Genomic DNA, 18185 nt, shown 5'->3' with positions numbered 1-18185 from the left:
ATTTCTGTGGTTTGAGTAATAAAAGAGTTTTATTGACATGGGTCATGTTGTTTGTTGCGCATAGGTATAATGGATATCACACAGGCTTGTGCAGTTTCAAAATTGCTCATACCGCAATATCTTTGTGAAAGCAATTTGCTTGTATGTTCCAATGAATAAAACTCTGTAAACAGAGGTTAACTCTTTTGTCCAGGGAAGGGGAGAATGGTATGGCAAATCGAAACTGTTTCCTGAGTTGTTGCAGCACACTTTTAGTTCTATTAGCATGTTGCTGTCCAGTGCAGGCGGATCAGGGTAAAGATCTGTTCGATAAACAGTGTGCCGGTTGCCACAGTATCGGTGGTGGTGATGGCGGTGGTCCCGACCTTAAGGGCATAACCGCTGAGCGGCCCCATGAGTGGCTCGAATCGCTCATCATGGACCCGGGCAAGCTGACGGTGAGCAAAGATCCGGTTCAGGCTGAACTGGTGAAGAAATACGGCTATGAGATGCCGAACCTGGGTATCAGTCATGAAGATGCCCTGAAAATTATTGTTTATCTTTCGAGTACAAGCGGCGCGGGCGCTTTACCGGCTGGCGAACAGCTGGCAGTTTCTGTCACCCCGGAACTGATCGCCCAGGGAAAGGCGCTTTTCACGGGGAGCACACGTTTTACCAAGGGCGGTGCACCCTGTCTCTCCTGTCACCCCTTCACCTACCCTGGTATCACTGGGGGCAACCTCTCGATTGCCGATCTGAGCAAATCCTATCAGAAGATGGGTGATGCTGGTATGCAGGGCGCCCTCAAGTCACTCAAGTTCCCGATTATGAAAAGGGTCTACGCCGACCGACCACTAGCCGATGACGAGATCGCGGCGCTGATGGCCTTGTTTAAGGACTCGGCTACCCAAAAGGGCGGTGGCGGCTGTCCAATTCCCTTTCCCCTGATGGGCGGCGGTCTGTTTGTGGTGCTGCTGCTGGGATTGACTCTCTACAAGAGGAGGATCAGATAATGTCGAACGAGCGGATCAAAGACGACCATAGCCCGTGCAATCGGGGGTGGGAGGAGTTCTACCGGAACCGGTGGCAATATGACAAGGTGGTGCGCAGCACCCACGGGGTCAACTGCACCGGCGGCTGCAGCTGGATGGTACATGTCAAGGACGGCATTGTCGGCTGGGAACTGCAGGCCAACGATTATCCGCAGTTTAACGGTGATATTCCCAATCACGAGCCACGCGGCTGTCAGCGCGGGATCAGTTTTTCCTGGTATCTCTACAGTCCGTTGCGGGTCAAGCACCCCTATATGCGGGGCGCACTGATCGATCTTTGGCGTCAGGCCCGTGCGGTCCATGACGACCCGGTTGAGGCCTGGAAAAGCATTGTTGAGAATTCCGAGTCGCGTGAGAGTTATGTCAGCAAGCGCGGCATGGGCGGCTTCCGTCGCGCTTCCTGGGAGGAGGCGAATGAGCTTATCGCCGCTTCTACCCTCTATACAGCCAAGAAATATGGACCGGACCGAGTGATCGGATTTACACCCATTCCTGCCATGTCCATGATCAGCTATGCGGCCGGTACCCGTTTCCTCCAGCTGATAGGCGGAGTAGCCATGAGTTTCTACGACTGGTACTGCGACCTGCCGCCGGCATCTCCCCAGGTCTGGGGCGAGCAGACCGACGTCAACGAGTCGGCCGACTGGTACAACGCCTCCTACATCGTCCTGTGCGGCTCCAACGTTCCCATGACCCGCACCCCGGATGCCCACTTCATGACCGAGGCCCGCTACCGCGGCACCAAAGTAGTGGTCATGTCTCCCGATTACAGCATGGCCAGCAAATTTGCCGATGCCTGGCTACCGGTAGAGCAGGGGCATGATGGCGCCTTCTGGATGGCGGTCAACCACGTGATCCTGACCGAGTTCTACGCCAACCGGCAGGTCCCATTCTTTGACGAATACGTGCGCAAGTTCACCGACCTGCCGTTCCTGGTCAAACTGAACGAAAAAGACGGCGCCTTGCGGCAGGGAGAATTCCTGCGGGCAGCCGACCTGGAGCGCGGCCAAGGGATTGAACATGCCGACTGGACCCTCTGCGTCGGCGACAGTGCCGGGAATGTCCGTTTTCCCCATGGCAGCGTCGGTTCACGCTGGAGCAAGCAGGAGGGAAACTGGAACCTGGATATGGTGGACCTGGTGGACGGGGGCGATATCGATTGCAGCCTGACCAACCTGGGCCAGGATACCCGTAAGGTCCGTTTCTCCTTTGAGGCCGACGGCGACGTGCTGCGGGATGTCCCGGTCCGGCGTGTCATGACCAAGGATGGGGAGATCACGGTCGCCACCGTTTTTGACCTCATGATGGGACAATTCGGTGTTTCACGCGGCCTGGGGGGCGACTACCCGAAGAACTACGAGGATGACAAACCCTTTACCCCGGCTTGGCAGGAAAAATACACCGGCATAGCCGCCGACAGCCTGATCACGATCGCCCGCGAATGGGCCGTGAATGGCGAGCAGAGCACAGGCCGCAACATGATTATCATCGGCTCGGGTGTCAACCACTGGTATCACAACGACCTGATTTACCGGGCCGCCATCACCGCCCTGATCCTGACCGGCAGTGTCGGCAGGAACGGCGCCGGCCTGGCCCATTATGTCGGCCAGGAAAAGGTGGTACCGCTGGCCCCCTGGACCTCCATCACCATGGCTCAGGACTGGATCAAGGCGTCACGGCTGCAGAATACACCAAGCTTCTGGTATATGCATTCGGACCAGTGGCGTTATGACCGCAATTTCGTCGACTACTTCAAACCGGAGACCGGCGAAAACATGCCGATGCACACCGCTGATTTCAATGCTAAGGCGGTCCGGCTCGGCTGGCTTCCGTTCTCCCCCCATTTCAACGAAAGCCCTGTCCGTCTGATGGAGCAGGCCCAGGCGGCCGGAGCCACGACCGACGACGAAGTCCGGGCCTGGCTGATCGCCCGCCTGAAGAGCGGCGAGACCCGATTCGCCATCGAGGATCCGGATGGTGACGGGAACTCTCCCAAGGTCTGGTTTATCTGGCGCGGTAATGCCATCTCCGCCAGTGCTAAGGGGCACGAATTTTTCCTCAAGCATGTAATCGGCGCGCCCAACAGCAGTTTTACCGCCCGGGAGGCGGCCAAGGGGCAGGTCAAGGATATCGTCTGGCACGAAAAGGCCCCCACCGGCAAATTGGATCTGGTGGTGGATCTCAACTTCCGCATGGACACCTCAACCCTGTATTCGGACATCGTCCTGCCGGCGGCTACCTGGTACGAAAAATCGGACCTGAACACCACCGACATGCACTCCTTTGTCAACTGCATGGATGCCGCCGTTGATCCAGCCTGGGAATCAAAATCCGATTGGAACATTTTCGCCGGGATCGCTAAAAAGTTCAGCGAACTTTCGCCGAAGCACTTCCCCGCACCCTTCAAAGACATCATCGCAGCGCCTCTGCAGCACGACACGCCGGGTGAAATCGCCCAGCGAAATGTGAAGGACTGGAAGCTGGGCGAGTGCGAGGCGATTCCGGGCACAACCATGCCGCACCTGCCGATTGTCGAGCGCGACTATGTCAATCTCTACAACCGCTTCATGTCGCTCGGGCCGCACATTGGCCATCTGCATGCCCACGGGGTCAGTTGGGAGGCGGAAGACATCCACGAACAGCTCCTTAAAACCATGCCGACACGCTCCTGGGGAGATAAGACCTTCATTGATATGGAGGACGTGCGCGACGTAGCCGACGTAATCATGGCCCTGGCCCCGGAGACCAACGGCGAGCTGGCCCACCGCGCCTATCAGAGCCTGGAGAAGCGGGTTGGGAAACCGCTGGCGCAGATATCCGAAGGCGACCGCAATTTCCGTATCACCTGGGAAGATATCACCCAGAAGCCGCGCCGCCACATCAGCTCCCCGGTCTGGAGCGGCCTGGTCAACGAGAATCGCCCCTATGCACCGTTCACACTGAACGTGGAGTATGGCGTGCCCTGGCGGACCCTCACCGGCCGGCAGTCGCTGTATCTCGACCACCCCTATTACGGTGAGTTCAACGAGGGTCTGCCGACCTTCAAGGGAAAACTTGATCCGGCCATGCTGGATGAAACCGAGGGGGAAACCGGGCTGATCCTTAACTTCCTGACTCCCCACGGCAAGTGGAGTATCCACTCCACCTACAGTGACAACCTGAGAATGTTGACCCTTTCGCGAGGCGGTCCCGTCGTCTGGCTCAACCATGAAGATGCGGCCAGCGCCGGGATTGAGGACAACGAGGAGATTGAGGTCTTCAACGCCAACGGCGTGGTGACCAGTCGTGCCGTGGTGTCGTCACGCATTCCACGCGGTGCGGCGATCATGTATCACGCTCCCGAGCGCACCCTCAACGTCAAGAAATCCCGCAAAAGCGGCAAGCATGGTGGTGTTCACAACAGTCTCTCCCGCATCCGCCTGAAGCCGACCCTGATGCTGGGCGGGTACGCACAATTCAGTTATTACTTCAATTACTGGGGGCCGCCCGGCGTAAACCGTGACAGCTATGTGGTAGTCAGAAAGTTGAGGGGGTGAGGCAATGGACGTCAGAGCACAGCTGGTAATGGTATTCAATCTGGACAAGTGCATCGGCTGCCACACCTGCAGCATCTCCTGCAAGAACATCTGGACCGACCGCAAGGGCGCCGAGTACATGTGGTGGAACAACGTCGAAACCAAGCCGGGAGTCGGCTATCCCAAAAAATGGGAAAACCAGGAAATTTTCAAGGGCGGCTGGCTCCGTGAGGGGGGCAAATTAAAGTTGCGGGCGATGGGCAAGGGGCCGACGCTCTTCAATATGTTCTTTCAGCCCAACATGCCGAAGCTTGATGACTATTACGAGCCGTTCGACTTCGACTACAGCAACCTGTACAAAGCCCCGCCAGGCAGTGATCAGCCGGTGGCCGAGGCCTTCTCCCAGGTTTCCGGTGAACGGATCGAGAAGATCACCGGCGGTCCCAACTGGGACGACGACCTTTCCGGATCGCAGGTCTATGCCGTCGAAGACTCCAATCTGGATGATAGCACCCTGGTCGCGGACTATGGCCGCATGTTCATGCACTACCTTCCGCGCATCTGCAATCACTGCCTGAACCCGGCCTGTGTTGCCTCCTGCCCGTCGCGGGCCATCTACAAACGTGGCGAGGATGGTGTTGTTCTGGTTGATCAGGAGGTCTGCAAAGGGTGGCGTTTCTGCACCAGCGCCTGCCCGTATAAAAAGGTCTATTTCAACTGGCAGAGCGGCAAGGCGGAGAAGTGCATCTTTTGTTTTCCGCGCACCGAGACCGGCCAGTGCAATGCCTGTGCCCATAGCTGCGTCGGCAGGATCCGACATGTCGGCGTGCTGCTTTATGATGCCAACCGGGTCGAAGAAGCACTGCTTAAGCCCGACGATCAACTGGTGGCGGCCCATCGCGACGTGATCCTGGATCCTCACGATCCGGAAGTCAGGGAAGCCGCCCGCAAGAACGGGGTCACGGACCAGTGGTTGGAGGCTGCCGAAAAATCACCGGTCTACGCCCTGGTTAAAGAGTTTGCCGTGGCCCTGCCGCTGCATCCCGAATTCCGGACCATGCCGATGGCCTACTACATCCCCTCGCTCTCTCCGGTCATATCCAGCGGTGGCGATCTCCATGAACTGGCCGACCATGGCACGTTCCCGCTGCTTGAAAAGATGCGTGCCCCGATCAGCTTCCTGGCCAGCATTCTTTCCGGTGGCAACCAGGAAATCATCGCCGAAATCTTGCGGAAACAGATCGCCCTGAGGCTCTTCAAACGCGCCGGAAACCTTGGCCAACCTATCGAAGAGTCTATCCTGAAAAATGCGGGGCTGGACGAAGCGGGGGCAAATCGTCTCTATAGTCTCTTCACCATCGCCCCATACCGTGAGCGCAACGTCATCCCGACCCAGCAGCGAGAAGAACAGGATTCCCACCAGCGCAAGGGAGCCAGCGGATTCGGTATCCTGAAGAAGACAAGGGGGCCGAAATGACCATTGCCGCCAGCTACGATGCCCTTGCCCGGCTGCTCGACTATCCGACGGAAAAACAGCAACTGCGGGTTGATTATGAACTTGTCAGCTCTTTCTTGAATAAGCTGCACCTGGACAGCCCCATATCCGACTTCGCCGGGTTTGCTGAAGCCTCTTCCCTGGCAGAGTTACAGGAAGAGTACGTTGCCACCTTTGATTTCAATCCGGCCACGGCCCCCTATCTGGGCCACCACCTTTTCGGAGACAACCAGAAAAAGGGCGGCTACATGATCATGCTGAAACAGGAGTTCGAGCGCTGTGGATACACCCCCATTGCGACTGAACTTCCCGACCACCTTTCGGTGCTGCTCGGTTTTCTGGCCCATCTGGCACGTCAGGATCAACACGGAGCGCGACAGCCATTCATCTCCGAATGCGTGCTGCCGGGCGTGGAACGGTATAATAGCGCCTTCGCCGGCCGGCAGGATTCCCACTGGAAGGTGCTGGTTGAAGCGGCCCGGCTGCTCTGCGCAGAAGACTGTAGGGAGGTGCCGTCATGTTAAACAGCTTTATCTTTATCGTTTTGCCCTACACCGCCCTGGCGCTGATTATTTTCGTAACACCCTATCGTTTCTTCAGCAACCGCTTGACCTGGTCGGCCTATTCCACTCAATTTCTGGAGCGCAAGACCCTATTCTGGGGTATCAATCCGTGGCATTACGGCATCATTCCGGTGCTGGCGGCCCACGTTCTGGGCGTTGTTGCCCCCGGCCCGATGAAAGCGCTTCTAGGAAACCAGAACAACCTGGTAGTTATCGAGAGCATCGGACTTGCATTGGGACTTTTCGCCGTTTTCGGATGCCTGGTACTGCTGCTGCGTCGAGTCAATACACCGATCTTGAAGCGGGTGACATTCGCCTCGGACTGGGTAGTGCTTTACCTCCTGCTTGCTCAGTCCATGACCGGCGTTTACGTCGCCACTTTCATGCGTTGGGGCTCTCAGTGGTATCTGCACACGGCGGTTCCCTATCTCTGGTCGCTACTGACTTTCAACCCGCAGATAGAGTACATGACCGATTTCCCGCTGGTCTTCAAACTGCATGCGGCCGGTGCTTTCCTGATCGTGGCACTGTTGCCGTTCACCAAGCTGGTACACCTGCTGTATGTCCCGTTCGACTTTTTGAAAGACCCGCCGATTCTGTATCGCTGGCGGGCAAAATAGTAATTCTGGTGTGATTACTACGGGTTTGAAAGGGCTTGCTGATGCTGGAAATCGCAACCGCAAAATCACATAAGATCCTCTTTCTCAACACCCTTGCTTTCACGGTCTGTTTCGCCGCCTGGATGTTCAATGGCGTGCTGGTGACATTTCTGGTCGACAACCAGGTGTTCAACTGGGGACCGGTGAAGATCGGCTGGCTCCTGGGGATTCCGGTCCTGACCGGCTCGCTGTTCCGCCTTCCGGCCGGCATGTTGACTGACAAGTTCGGAGGCAAGCCTGTATTCGTCTCGCTACTTTTCCTCTGCGCCGTCCCCATGTACCTGCTGTCAAAGGCTGACAGCTTTTTCTTGTTTGCCCTGTGCAGCTTTGGTTTTGGTCTGGCCGGAGTCAGTTTTTCTATCGGCATCGCCTTCACCTCGGTATGGTATCCCCGAGAGCGTCAAGGCACGGCGCTTGGTATCTTCGGTGCCGGGAATGTCGGAGCAGCCCTTACCACATTGTTCGCCCCGACCATGCTCAATAGGTTGACCAACAGCGGCGCCAATATCGATGGCTGGCGGCAGCTTCCGGTGTATTACGCACTGATCCTGGCAGGAATGGGAGTGGTCTTCGCTCTTTTCAGCGAGAACAGGAAACCGGCCAGCTCCAGCAAATCCTTCACGAAGATGCTGACGCCGCTCAAGCATGTTCGCGTCTGGCGCTTTGGCCTTTATTACTTTCTGGTATTCGGCTGTTTTGTGGCTTTTTCCCAGTGGCTCATGCCCTATTTTGTCAATGTCTATTACCTGCCGATGGTTACCGCCGGTCTGTTTGCCTCCATGTTTAGCCTTCCCTCGGGAGTGTTTCGTGCTCTCGGAGGATGGTTATCCGACAAATTCGGCGGTCGTCAGATCATGTACGTGGTGTTGACAGTTTCGACATTAATTAGCCTTCTGATCATCGTACCTAAGATGGAAATTTATTCACCGGGGCAAGGGGTTATGGCCAAGCGCGGGGGAGTGGTGAAAGAAGTGACCTCTACCTCCATTGTTATTGATGAACAGTCATACCTGTTAAAGGGCAAGCCGGAAATCATGACGAATTTTGATGACAAGATGCTGATTTTCCCCAGTAAACAGGCCTGGCAGGAACCGGTGGTTGTGGTCGGGCAAACGGTTTACAAGAAAGAACTGCTCGCCAAAGGTGTGACGCGAATCTTCTTTCAGGCCAATGTCTGGATCTTTGCTGCATTTGTCTTGATCTTGGGAATCTCATGGGGAATCGGCATGGCCGCTGTTTATAAGCTGATTCCGGATTACTTTCCGGAGGAGGTGGGCGTTGTTGGCGGAATGGTGGGAGTAATTGGAGGATTGGGCGGTTTTGTTTGCCCGATTGTATTCGGATATCTCCTTGAATGGTCCGGCCTTTGGAGCAGCTGCTGGATGTTCATATTCGTCCTTTCCCTGCTCTGCATAGTGTCCTTACATTATGTTGTGAGGAAGATGATGTTGGCAAAACACCCTAAGGATATGCGCAAGATCGAAGGACCAGCAGCGGGCGTACGGCTTTAACTTTCCAGTAAACCAAGGAGACCAGGAATGTCCTCTCGCGTAATTACAGAATGGAACCCGGAAAACAAAGAATTCTGGGAGAAGGAAGGGAAAAGGATTGCTACCCGCAACCTGTGGATATCGATTCCTGCCCTGTTTCTGGCCTTTGCGGTCTGGATGGTCTGGAGTGTGGTTGTTGTCAATCTCACCACCATCGGGTTTACATTCGATCCAAACAAGCTGTTCTGGCTGGCGGCTCTTCCCGGACTGACGGGCGCTACTCTACGAATTTTCTACTCTTTCATGGTCCCGATTTTTGGCGGTCGAAAATGGACCACTATCAGCACGGCATCCCTCCTGATCCCAGCCATTGGCATCGGTTTTGCCGTGCGCGATCCGAGCACCAGTTATACCACCATGCTGATTCTGGCTCTGCTGTGCGGCTTCGGTGGTGGCAATTTCGCGTCGAGCATGGCAAATATCAGTTTTTTCTACCCCAAGGCGCAAAAAGGAACCGCATTGGGCCTGAACGCCGGCCTGGGAAACCTGGGAGTAAGCGCCATGCAGTTTCTGGTGCCACTGGTGATAACCACCGGCATGTTCAGCGCTCTGTGTGGTGACCCGCAGATATGCGTGATCAAGGGGCAAACGACATCAATCTGGATGCAAAACGCCGGCTTTGTCTGGGTCCCGCTGATTCTCACATCCACCATTGCGGCATGGTTCGGTATGAATGATATCGCCAGCGCCAAGGCATCATTTAAGGAACAATCGATCATATTCAAGCGCAGACACAATTGGATCATGTGTTGGCTCTACTTGGGAACATTCGGTTCGTTCATCGGTTACTCTGCGGGTCTGCCGCTCCTGATCAAGTCTCAGTTTCCGGCTGAAAACCCCACCCAGTACGCTTTTCTCGGCCCCCTCGTCGGTGCGTTGGCCAGGCCGCTGGGAGGCTGGGTGGCTGATAAACTGGGCGGCGCGCGGGTAACTTTATGGAATTTTATCGTCATGGCGGCAGCGGTTTTCGGAGTGCTCTTCTTTCTGCCTCATGGGGGCGTGGGCGGCGATTTCTGGGGTTTCCTCGCCCTGTTCATCCTTTTGTTCTTCACAACCGGAATTGGTAACGGTTCCACCTTCCGTATGATTCCGGTCATCTTTCTCACCGAGCGGCAGCGAGATGCGCAGGGCAAGGATACGGAGGCTCAGGAGCAAGCCTTCAAGGATGCCGGTAAGGAAGCGGCGGCAGTGCTTGGATTTACCTCTGCTTTTGCGGCCTACGGAGCCTTCTTCATCCCCAAGGGATTCGGTACTTCAATTGCCGCGACCGGCGGACCACAAGCGGCACTGTACGGATTTGTCTTCTTTTACGTAACCTGCATCATCACGACCTGGTGGTATTACTCTCGAAAAAACGCCGAGATGCCCTGTTGAGGCTGTTAGTTGACTCAACGCAACAAAATCGATCCTATACGGATAAAACAATCTAATGGAGGTAGGACATGCAAAAAAAGTACGCTAAGAGATGCGCCGTGCTGGTTATTCTGGCCACCACAATAATCTGGGCAGGATGCTCGCCGAAGAAGGTGGAGCCGATGAAGACGGTTACGATTGAAGACGGCACAGTTGATCCGGCCGAGTGGGGTAAGGTATATCCGCTCCAATATAAACTCTGGCGTCAGACGGGCGAACCGACCCCGGCCGGCAAGAGCAAATACAAGAAGGGCTACGATGTCGGTGAGGACCGTCGTGACAAGCTCGACGAATACCCGTTTCTGGCGTTGCTCTACAACGGTTGGGGCTTTGGCACCGAATACCGCGAACCTCGTGGGCACTTCTTCATGGTTCAGGACCAGCTTGAAGTCGACCCTGGCCGAGTAAAAGCCGGGGGCTCATGCCTGACGTGCAAAACACCCTATGCGCCAATGCTAGAGAAACAGATGGGGAAGGCCTACTTCTCAACCCCATACAAGGAAGTATTGGCAAGACTCCCTAAAGACCAACAGACTCTTGGAGTCGCCTGTATTGATTGCCACGACAACAGAGGGATGGCTCTCAAGATTTCCCGTGGTTTTACGCTGGGAAAGGCACTCAAGAAAATCGGCATGGACGAGGCACAGCTCACCTTGCAGGAAAAGCGGACCCTGGTCTGTGCCCAGTGCCATGTCAGCTACATGATCCCCAAGGACAAGGAGATGCATTCGACGGACGTTGTCTTTCCCTGGCAGGGCAGCAAGGTCGGTAATATCAGCATTGAAAACATAATTGCCGAGATCAAGAGTTCTCCAGCAAATGCTGAGTGGACACAGAGCGTGACCGGCTTCAAGTTGGGTTTCATTCGTCACCCCGAGTATGAACTCTTCTCCAACAACAGCCCGCATTGGGCCAACGGTGTCAGCTGTGCGGATTGCCATATGCCGACCGTTACAAGGGATGGCCAGAAGATTTCGGACCACAGGATCATGAGTCCGCTGAAAAATGATCTGGTTGCCTGTGCGGCCTGTCATAGCGAGACACCGCAACTGCTCCGCGACAAGATCTTTGCTATCCAGGACAACACCATGAACGTGTATCTGAAGGCAGGCTACTCAACGGCAACCGACGCCAAGCTGTTCGAGATAGCGAACAAGGCCGAGGCATCCGGTAAAAAGATCGACAGGGCTCTCTACGCTCAGGCAAAAGAGCAGTACGAACAGGCCTTCTATCGGCTTATATTCATAGGTGCTGAGAACTCTAACGGTTTCCACAACCCAAAGGAATCAATGCGTGTTTTGAACGATTCGGCAAAATATGCCGCTTCTGCCGATGCGCTACTTCGCAAGCTGCTTGCGCAGGCCGGAGAAAAGGTGCCTGAATCAATCGACCTGGAACTCTCAAAGTACACCAACAACCGGGGCGCGAAAAAGATCATGTTCAGACCCGAGCATGAGATCAAGTCTCCTGAAATTAAATAATTTTGACACCAGAAAGCGGTCCGCAGCCGCTCTCCGGTTATTGACTTCTACTTCGATACGCTGACATGAAGCAAAGGAACAAATGAAAGTTCACGTACTTCAACATGTACCGTTCGAAGGCATTGGCAGCATGGCTCAGTGGCTGGAAGATCAGAGTGCCGATGTCAGCTATACTCGTTTCTTCGAGGATCATGCTCTGCCACAAGCAAAAGATTTCGATCTCATCATTGTGATGGGCGGTCCCATGAGCGTAAATGACGATGCCTGCCTGCCATGGCTTAGACCGGAAAAACAGTTTATTCGTAATGCAATTGACCAAAACATCCCAGTTCTTGGAGTTTGCCTTGGGGCACAACTCATTGCCAGCGCACTTGGAGCGCGTGTTTATAGTAATCCTCAAAAAGAAATCGGCTGGTTTCAGGTTGAAGCCACGCCAAGTGTGACGAATACGTTCCGCTTCCCAGAAAAATGCATTGTTTTTCACTGGCACGGTGAGACATTCGACCTTCCTTCCGGGGCTGTCCGCCTTGCAAAAAGCTCCGTATGTGAAAACCAGGCCTTTCAAATCGGGCAGAATGTCCTCGGGTTGCAGTTCCATCTCGAAACAACCCCGGATAGTGTTCAGGCAATCCTGGACAACTGCAGCAAAGAGCTGATTTCGGTCCCTTGTATCCAGACTGCATCTGAAATCAAGAGGGTAAGCAATACAATGTATGCTGAGATTAATAGTCTTATGGGGGAAGTGCTTTCCTATGTCACCCGCGGTTACAAATTGTGATGATTTGAAAAGTGAGAGCAAGACATTTCATTGTATTTTTGACTGCAGTCAAGCACGGACAACAGGAAACGGTATAATTTGTCGTTAATCAATTCAGAATTCACAAATCCAGATTATTGAAACAAAAACACAAGGAGGAATCAATCATGAGTATGTTTTGTAATCAATGCGAGCAGGCAGCAAATGGTACCGGGTGCAACATTTCGGGCGTGTGCGGGAAAAAGCCGGATGTGGCGGCCCTGCAGGATCACCTTCTTTACGGCCTCAAAAGCCTGGCGCTGTATGCCGACAAGATCGGCCGCAATGCCGAGATCGACCGCTTTACCATTGAAGGGCTCTTTACCACTGTAACGAACGTCGACTTCGAACCGGCACGCATCGCCGGCCTGATCAAACAGTGCTACGAGCTGAAGGAGAAGGCCAAGGCTATTGCCGGTGTGACCATCCCTGGAGAAGCTGCCGCCTGGCAACCCGAAGGCAACCTGGACGGCCTGGTCAGGCAGGGTGAGGCCCACGGCATCAACACCCAGCATGTCAACGAAGACATCCGCTCCGTGATCGAGATCGTGATGTACGGCTTGAAGGGTATGGCGGCCTATATGGATCACGCCATGATCCTGGGACGTAACGACGACGAGGTTATGGCCTATTTCCAGAAGGCCCTGGCCGCCACTACCGATCCTAACCTGGGACTGATGGATTATGTCGGCCTGGCCATGGAGTGCGGCAAGCATAACCTGACCGTAATGGGGCTGCTGAACAGCGCTCACACCGACACCTACGGCCATCCGGTACCAACTCCGGTCCAGCTCGGCACCAAGGCCGGCAAGGCCATCCTGGTTTCCGGCCACGACCTTAAGATGCTGGAGGAGATCCTCAAGCAAACAGAAGGCAAGGGCATCAATGTCTACACCCACGGCGAGATGCTGCCGGCCCATGGTTATCCCGGTCTCAAGAAATACAGCCACCTGGTCGGCAACTTCGGCGGTGCGTGGCAGGATCAGGCCAAGGAATTCGTCAACTTCCCCGGCGCGATCGTCTTCAATACCAACTGCATCCAGCGACCGGCTGACTCCTACACCGACCGTCTCTTCACCTGGGGTCTGGTGGCCTGGCCCGGTGTTAAGCACATCGACGGCTGGGATTTCAGCGCGCTGATCAACAAGGCCCTGGAATGTCCGGCACTGCCGGAAAACCCCGGCCAGGAGATCCTGACCGGCTTTGGCCACAATGCCGTGCTGGGTGTGGCCGACAAGGTCATTGCCGCGGTCAAGTCCGGCGCCATCAAGCACTTCTTCCTGGTGGGCGGCTGCGACGGCGCCAAATCAGGGCGCAACTACTACACCGAGTTCGCTGAAAAGGCACCCAAGGATACGGTCATCATGACCCTGGCCTGCGGCAAATACCGCTTCAACAAGCTGGATTTCGGCGATATCGGCGGCATTCCCCGCCTGCTGGACATCGGCCAGTGCAACGATGCCTACTCTGCCATCCAGATTGCCGTGGCCCTGGCAGGCGCCTTTGAGTGCGGCGTCAACGACCTGCCTCTTTCCATGGTTCTTTCCTGGTACGAGCAGAAGGCGGTGGTCATCCTGCTGACCCTGTTCCATCTGGGGATCAAGAATATCAAACTCGGGCCGACCCTGCCGGCCTTCATAACCCCCAATGTGCTAGCCTTCCTGGTGGAGAACTTCAATGTCGGGCCGATCACCACGGTCGATGCCGATATGAAGGCGATGTTGGGGTAACAGAATAATAACTGGGTTGAGCAATGAGCGCCTCGCGGTCTACTGCGGGGCGCTCATTGTTTCAGGCAACCGATTCGTATTTTATGCTTTCGACCCTTTCTTGATATAGGTCAAACTGCCACTTGGGACATTGTTGTATCGTAAAGACGCTTGATAAATCCGCAAGGGATCATCGAAAGAGAATCTATTTAGAGGCTTTAGAATACAGATGGCGCTAATAAATTGAGAAGGGATGTTTTAAAAAAATCGTTGAGAAAAATTACAAATTTTGACCTAGGTCAAAGTGGGAATTCGTTTTATATTGTTATATGCAAGCAAATGCTCACTTGCACATAGTGAAAGGAAATGTGATGGCAGTCAGAATAAGGGAAACAACTGAGGTTAGGCAGAGCCAGATTACTGAGGCTGCTTTGAAGGTTATCGGGCAGAAGGGTATAAACGGGGCGACTACAGCGGAGATTGCCTCTGCCACTGGTATTTCCGAGGGCAATATTTACCGCCACTTCAAAAACAAGGAAGAAATTTTTATTGCGGTGATTGATAAGATAGGGAAAGACCTGGAATCGTTGCTTGATGCAGCTTCAGAGATTGATGATCCGCTGCAAAAACTGGCAGAAATCTTTAAACGCCACCTGTCTTACATAGAAGAACATATCGGTATTCCCCGCTTAATTTTTTCTGATGAAGTGCTGGTATTGAACAAGAACCTCCGGACGAAGGTCAGACACAACATCGCACAGTACTCCAGAGGTATTTGCTCCATCATCTCTCAGGCGCAGGATGCCGGTATTATTAACCGGAAACTGGATCCCGGTGTTTTGACAAGCATGTTTATTGGTACGATTAACTTTACTGCTATCCAGTGGGTCATGAACGACTTTTCCAATTCTTTGTCCGCTGAGGTAGAAATACTTTGGATGACCTTTGCTGCTGCCATAACAACTAAATGCTGAAGCATAAAGTGGTAAAACATTTATGATATAGGTAAGTGAGCATTTACTTTCCTATGGAGGGTATATGTCCCATATCGTTTCAAAAGTTCAAAATAGCGCACGACGGGAGCAGATCGTTCGTGCCGCATTTTACATCCTTGCTGCCGGTGAAGGGATTAATGCACTAACGATAGGCGCCATTGCACGGGAGACCGGAGTGTCAACAAGCGATATATATCGGCATTTTAAGGACAATGATGAAATCACCGAAGAAATGGTTACGAAGGTCCACCTAGAATTGATGAAGAACCTGACGTTTCTCTACGAAAGCGATCCTTCTCCACTTATCAGCCTAAAGCGGTTTTATCTCCTCCATCTTGATTTCCTGGAGACCAGGAAAGGGATTGCACGTCTAGCTTTTTCAGGAGGAATCCTCAAAGCCGGAAGTGCATCGCAGAGAAAGATTGATTACCTGCTTGATACTTATTCTGACTGTCAGGTAAACGTCATCGAAAAAGGGAAGAAAATCGGCAACATCAGGAAGGCTGTGGACTCTAAGTCCTCCGCCATGGTGATGATTGGAATGGTGCAGGCGATAACTTTAAAGTGGCTGGTAAGCGACTTTTCCTTTCCTCTCGTAGATGAGGGGATGATGCTGTGGCATGGTTATGAGGATTATTTGACTTATGATAGCAATATCGTTGGGAGGCAAAAATGAAAAAGATAATGGCTATGATTGGAATTTTTCTATTACCGTCAATGGCTTTAGCAAAAACTGATACACCCACCTACAACCTTCCCCAAGTGATCGAGTTTGCCCTGAAGAACGAACCGAGGCTAACCGGGCTTGGGAAGGATGTCAAAGCGACTGAATATGCTATCAATGCAGCAAAAGGAGAGCGGTGGCCAAAAGTTGATCTGGGAGCCGGCATTACGCGTTACCGCTATCCCACCGCCATTTCCCCCATAGCTGGCTCGCCGCAAAACAGTAGTTTCCCTGACTTTGATAAAGACATCTACGATGCAGGAGTCTCACTTAAAATTCCCCTTTACCGGGGCGGACGACTCGAAAAAAATATTGATATAGCCAAGATCACCAAGATGGTCACGGAGGGAACCTTTCGCCAGGGCAAGCAGGAACTCGTCTACAACCTGACAAGCACGTACTGCAAGATACTGGAGTTGGAGGCGATTCTCAAGGCGCGTGAGCAGATGGTAAAGCAGCTTGAAGAGCATCGCAGGGTCACTGATCAATTTGTCAAGGCCGGCAAGTTAGCGCGGGTGGAACTCATGAAAACTGATGTGGAGTTGTCCCATACCAGGCAGCAGGCGCTGGAAGCACAGAACGCCTTGGCGGCTACATACGCGTTGCTCCGGACATTGATGGGAGCGGACGAGACATATCCGCAATTCACTATCGCCGGGGAACCTCTTTTTTTAAAAGTACATTCACAGGAGGCCGAAGGGGTGAAGGTAGCTTTGCAACAACGTCCGGAATACCGGAAGGCCAGTGCTCAGGCGGAACTTCAGCAGGCCAAGCTGGATTTGACCAAGGGAAAGCGTCTCCCTTCTCTGGATCTGGCCGGCGATTTCACAGAAAAAGCAGGAGACTCCTTTTCATTCAAGGATAACTGGAATATTGGCCTGCGGCTCTCATATCCACTTTTCGACGGTGGAATAACGCGGGCGGAGATCAATAAAGGGTCTTTAGAGCTTGAGCGCAGTCAGGAAGAGCTCCGTGCCGTTCGACTGCTGATTGTGCAGGAAGTAAAGGTGGCCTTCCTCGGGGTCTCCGATGCGGAGAAAAGAGTCTCGGTTTCTAAAGAGGCAATTTCTGCTGCCGAGGAAAACCTGCGAGTGGAGCAATTGAAGTATGAAACCGGTGATGGTACAACCAAAGACGTAATCGACGCTCAGACAGCGTTATTGCGGTCTATCACTGATTGGCACCAGGCTTCGTACGATCTGTTAACGGCACAGGCGGCCCTTGAAAAGGCACTGGGAAGTAATGTACCTGAGGAGGTGGATTCACGATGAAAAAGAGAGTGATACTAATTGGCCTGGTGGTAATTGTCACAGCAGTTATTGCCTACTTCCTGCTCCATCGAAAAACCGATGATCCAGGAATACTGCTCAGCTCGGGGAACGTCGAGGTGACCGAAGTGGATCTTGGATTCAAGGTCCCCGGCAGGGTGGAAACGCTCCTGACCGACGAGGGTAAGAACGTCGTGGCAGGCGGGATCTTGGCAAAGCTGGACAGCACACAGCTTTTGCGCCAGATGGAGGCGCAGCAGGCCGTCATCGATTCCAGCAGCGCCAGACTTCTCGAGTTGCAACATGGTTCGCGCCCACAGGAAAAAAAGAGCGCCCGGTCGCTCGTGTCCTCCGCTTCCGCTGACCTGGAAAAAGCAGGCAAGGATTTCGAACGTGCCGAGATGCTGTTTAAAAACGGCGCTATCTCGACACAACAGCGCGACTCCGCCAAGCGGACCTTTGAGGTGGCAAAGGCGCAGCACGATCAGGCTTTGCAAAACGAGAGCCTGGTGAAAGAAGGGCCGCGGCCGGAAACAATCAATGCGGCTGAAGCCCAGGTCCGACAGCCCAGAGCGCAGCTGGCGGTTTATCAGGAGCAACTGGCGGATATGGATCTGAAAACACCGGTGCAAGGAGTGGTCCTCAGAAAAAATGTGGAGGCGGGTGAAACCGTTACTGCCGGAACGCCGATCTTTACCGTCGGCGACTTGGCACATCCATGGGTAAAGATCTATGTGAAGGAGGACAAGTTGGGCTTGGTCAAGCTGGGTCAAAAAGCGGAGGTAACGGTCGATACCTATCCGGGGAAGAAGTTTGACGGGGTAGTGACCTATATCTCCTCGGAAGCGGAGTTTACTCCCAAGAACGTGCAGACTCAGGAAGAACGGGTGAAGCTGGTCTTCGGCGTCAAGGTGAGCGTGGATAATCCGAACCAGGAGCTTAAACCGGGCATGCCGGCGGACGTCAAGATCAGGATAAGGTAGGCG

Annotated in this window: 14 protein-coding genes; all 14 read left to right on the top strand. The window is 53.9% G+C overall.

Annotation, left to right across the window (positions count from 1 at the left end; genetic code table 11):
* Positions 1 to 209 precede the first annotated feature (209 nt).
* Positions 210 to 992, top strand: coding sequence for a c-type cytochrome (locus tag GJT30_05550; GenBank protein MSM39070.1), 783 nt, complete (start codon positions 210 to 212; stop codon positions 990 to 992).
* Entirely contained in the window at positions 992 to 4567 is a 3576-nt protein-coding gene (locus GJT30_05545) for a nitrate reductase subunit alpha (GenBank protein MSM39069.1), read from the top strand. The genes GJT30_05550 and GJT30_05545 overlap by 1 nt, the downstream gene beginning before the upstream one ends.
* 4 nt (positions 4568 to 4571) lie before the next feature.
* The gene (gene narH / locus GJT30_05540) at positions 4572 to 6023 is read left to right on the top strand and encodes a nitrate reductase subunit beta (protein ID MSM39068.1); all 1452 of its coding nucleotides are present in this window, start codon (positions 4572 to 4574) and stop codon (positions 6021 to 6023) included.
* On the top strand, positions 6020 to 6565 hold the full coding sequence (gene narJ / locus GJT30_05535; GenBank protein MSM39067.1) for a nitrate reductase molybdenum cofactor assembly chaperone: 546 nt from the start codon (positions 6020 to 6022) through the stop codon (positions 6563 to 6565). The genes narH and narJ overlap by 4 nt, the downstream gene beginning before the upstream one ends.
* A complete protein-coding gene (gene narI, locus GJT30_05530) occupies positions 6559 to 7224 on the top strand; it encodes a respiratory nitrate reductase subunit gamma (protein ID MSM39066.1) in 666 nt (221 codons plus the stop codon). Before narJ ends, narI begins: the two co-directional genes overlap by 7 nt.
* A 41-nt stretch (positions 7225 to 7265) precedes the next feature.
* A complete protein-coding gene (locus tag GJT30_05525) occupies positions 7266 to 8774 on the top strand; it encodes an MFS transporter (GenBank protein MSM39065.1) in 1509 nt (502 codons plus the stop codon).
* 27 nt (positions 8775 to 8801) lie between these two features.
* Complete coding sequence (locus GJT30_05520; protein MSM39064.1) at positions 8802 to 10187, top strand: NarK family nitrate/nitrite MFS transporter; 1386 nt, start codon at positions 8802 to 8804, stop codon at positions 10185 to 10187.
* Between the two features lie 68 nt (positions 10188 to 10255).
* Entirely contained in the window at positions 10256 to 11707 is a 1452-nt protein-coding gene (locus GJT30_05515) for an ammonia-forming cytochrome c nitrite reductase subunit c552 (protein MSM39063.1), read from the top strand.
* A gap of 82 nt (positions 11708 to 11789) precedes the next feature.
* Positions 11790 to 12485 carry an amidotransferase gene (locus GJT30_05510; GenBank protein ID MSM39062.1) on the top strand — a complete coding sequence of 232 codons (696 nt, stop codon included), beginning with the start codon at positions 11790 to 11792 and terminating at the stop codon, positions 12483 to 12485.
* Positions 12486 to 12631: 146 nt separating this feature from the next.
* Positions 12632 to 14233 carry a hydroxylamine reductase gene (gene hcp, locus GJT30_05505; protein MSM39061.1) on the top strand — a complete coding sequence of 534 codons (1602 nt, stop codon included), beginning with the start codon at positions 12632 to 12634 and terminating at the stop codon, positions 14231 to 14233.
* Between the two features lie 350 nt (positions 14234 to 14583).
* Entirely contained in the window at positions 14584 to 15186 is a 603-nt protein-coding gene (locus GJT30_05500; GenBank protein MSM39060.1) for a TetR family transcriptional regulator, read from the top strand.
* Between the two features lie 64 nt (positions 15187 to 15250).
* Positions 15251 to 15883, top strand: a complete 633-nt coding sequence (locus GJT30_05495; GenBank protein MSM39059.1) for a TetR family transcriptional regulator — start codon at positions 15251 to 15253, stop codon at positions 15881 to 15883.
* Complete coding sequence (locus tag GJT30_05490; GenBank protein ID MSM39058.1) at positions 15880 to 17202, top strand: TolC family protein; 1323 nt, start codon at positions 15880 to 15882, stop codon at positions 17200 to 17202. Before GJT30_05495 ends, GJT30_05490 begins: the two co-directional genes overlap by 4 nt.
* Complete coding sequence (locus GJT30_05485; GenBank protein MSM39057.1) at positions 17199 to 18182, top strand: HlyD family efflux transporter periplasmic adaptor subunit; 984 nt, start codon at positions 17199 to 17201, stop codon at positions 18180 to 18182. The genes GJT30_05490 and GJT30_05485 overlap by 4 nt, the downstream gene beginning before the upstream one ends.
* Positions 18183 to 18185: the final 3 nt, after the last annotated feature.

This window comes from Geobacter sp. (genome assembly GCA_009684525.1).
In the GTDB taxonomy this organism is placed as follows: Bacteria; Desulfobacterota; Desulfuromonadia; order Geobacterales; family DSM-12255; genus Geoanaerobacter.
The sequence above is the reverse complement of the archived record's forward strand: the minus strand, read 5'-3'. Positions and strand labels throughout refer to the sequence as shown.

Bases quoted from the DNA above. Each gene is read 5' to 3' on its own strand.
- hcp (MSM39061.1), top strand. From the start codon at position 12,632: ATGAGTATGTTTTGTAATCAATGCGAGCAGGCAGCAAATGGTACCGGG.
- GJT30_05490 (MSM39058.1), top strand. From the start codon at position 15,880: ATGAAAAAGATAATGGCTATGATTGGAATTTTTCTATTACCGTCAATG.
- narI (MSM39066.1), top strand. From the start codon at position 6,559: ATGTTAAACAGCTTTATCTTTATCGTTTTGCCCTACACCGCCCTGGCG.
- narH (MSM39068.1), top strand. From the start codon at position 4,572: ATGGACGTCAGAGCACAGCTGGTAATGGTATTCAATCTGGACAAGTGC.
- GJT30_05515 (MSM39063.1), top strand. From the start codon at position 10,256: ATGCAAAAAAAGTACGCTAAGAGATGCGCCGTGCTGGTTATTCTGGCC.
- GJT30_05520 (MSM39064.1), top strand. From the start codon at position 8,802: ATGTCCTCTCGCGTAATTACAGAATGGAACCCGGAAAACAAAGAATTC.
- GJT30_05525 (MSM39065.1), top strand. From the start codon at position 7,266: ATGCTGGAAATCGCAACCGCAAAATCACATAAGATCCTCTTTCTCAAC.
- GJT30_05500 (MSM39060.1), top strand. From the start codon at position 14,584: ATGGCAGTCAGAATAAGGGAAACAACTGAGGTTAGGCAGAGCCAGATT.
- narJ (MSM39067.1), top strand. From the start codon at position 6,020: ATGACCATTGCCGCCAGCTACGATGCCCTTGCCCGGCTGCTCGACTAT.
- GJT30_05510 (MSM39062.1), top strand. From the start codon at position 11,790: ATGAAAGTTCACGTACTTCAACATGTACCGTTCGAAGGCATTGGCAGC.
- GJT30_05485 (MSM39057.1), top strand. From the start codon at position 17,199: ATGAAAAAGAGAGTGATACTAATTGGCCTGGTGGTAATTGTCACAGCA.
- GJT30_05495 (MSM39059.1), top strand. From the start codon at position 15,251: ATGTCCCATATCGTTTCAAAAGTTCAAAATAGCGCACGACGGGAGCAG.
- GJT30_05545 (MSM39069.1), top strand. From the start codon at position 992: ATGTCGAACGAGCGGATCAAAGACGACCATAGCCCGTGCAATCGGGGG.
- GJT30_05550 (MSM39070.1), top strand. From the start codon at position 210: ATGGCAAATCGAAACTGTTTCCTGAGTTGTTGCAGCACACTTTTAGTT.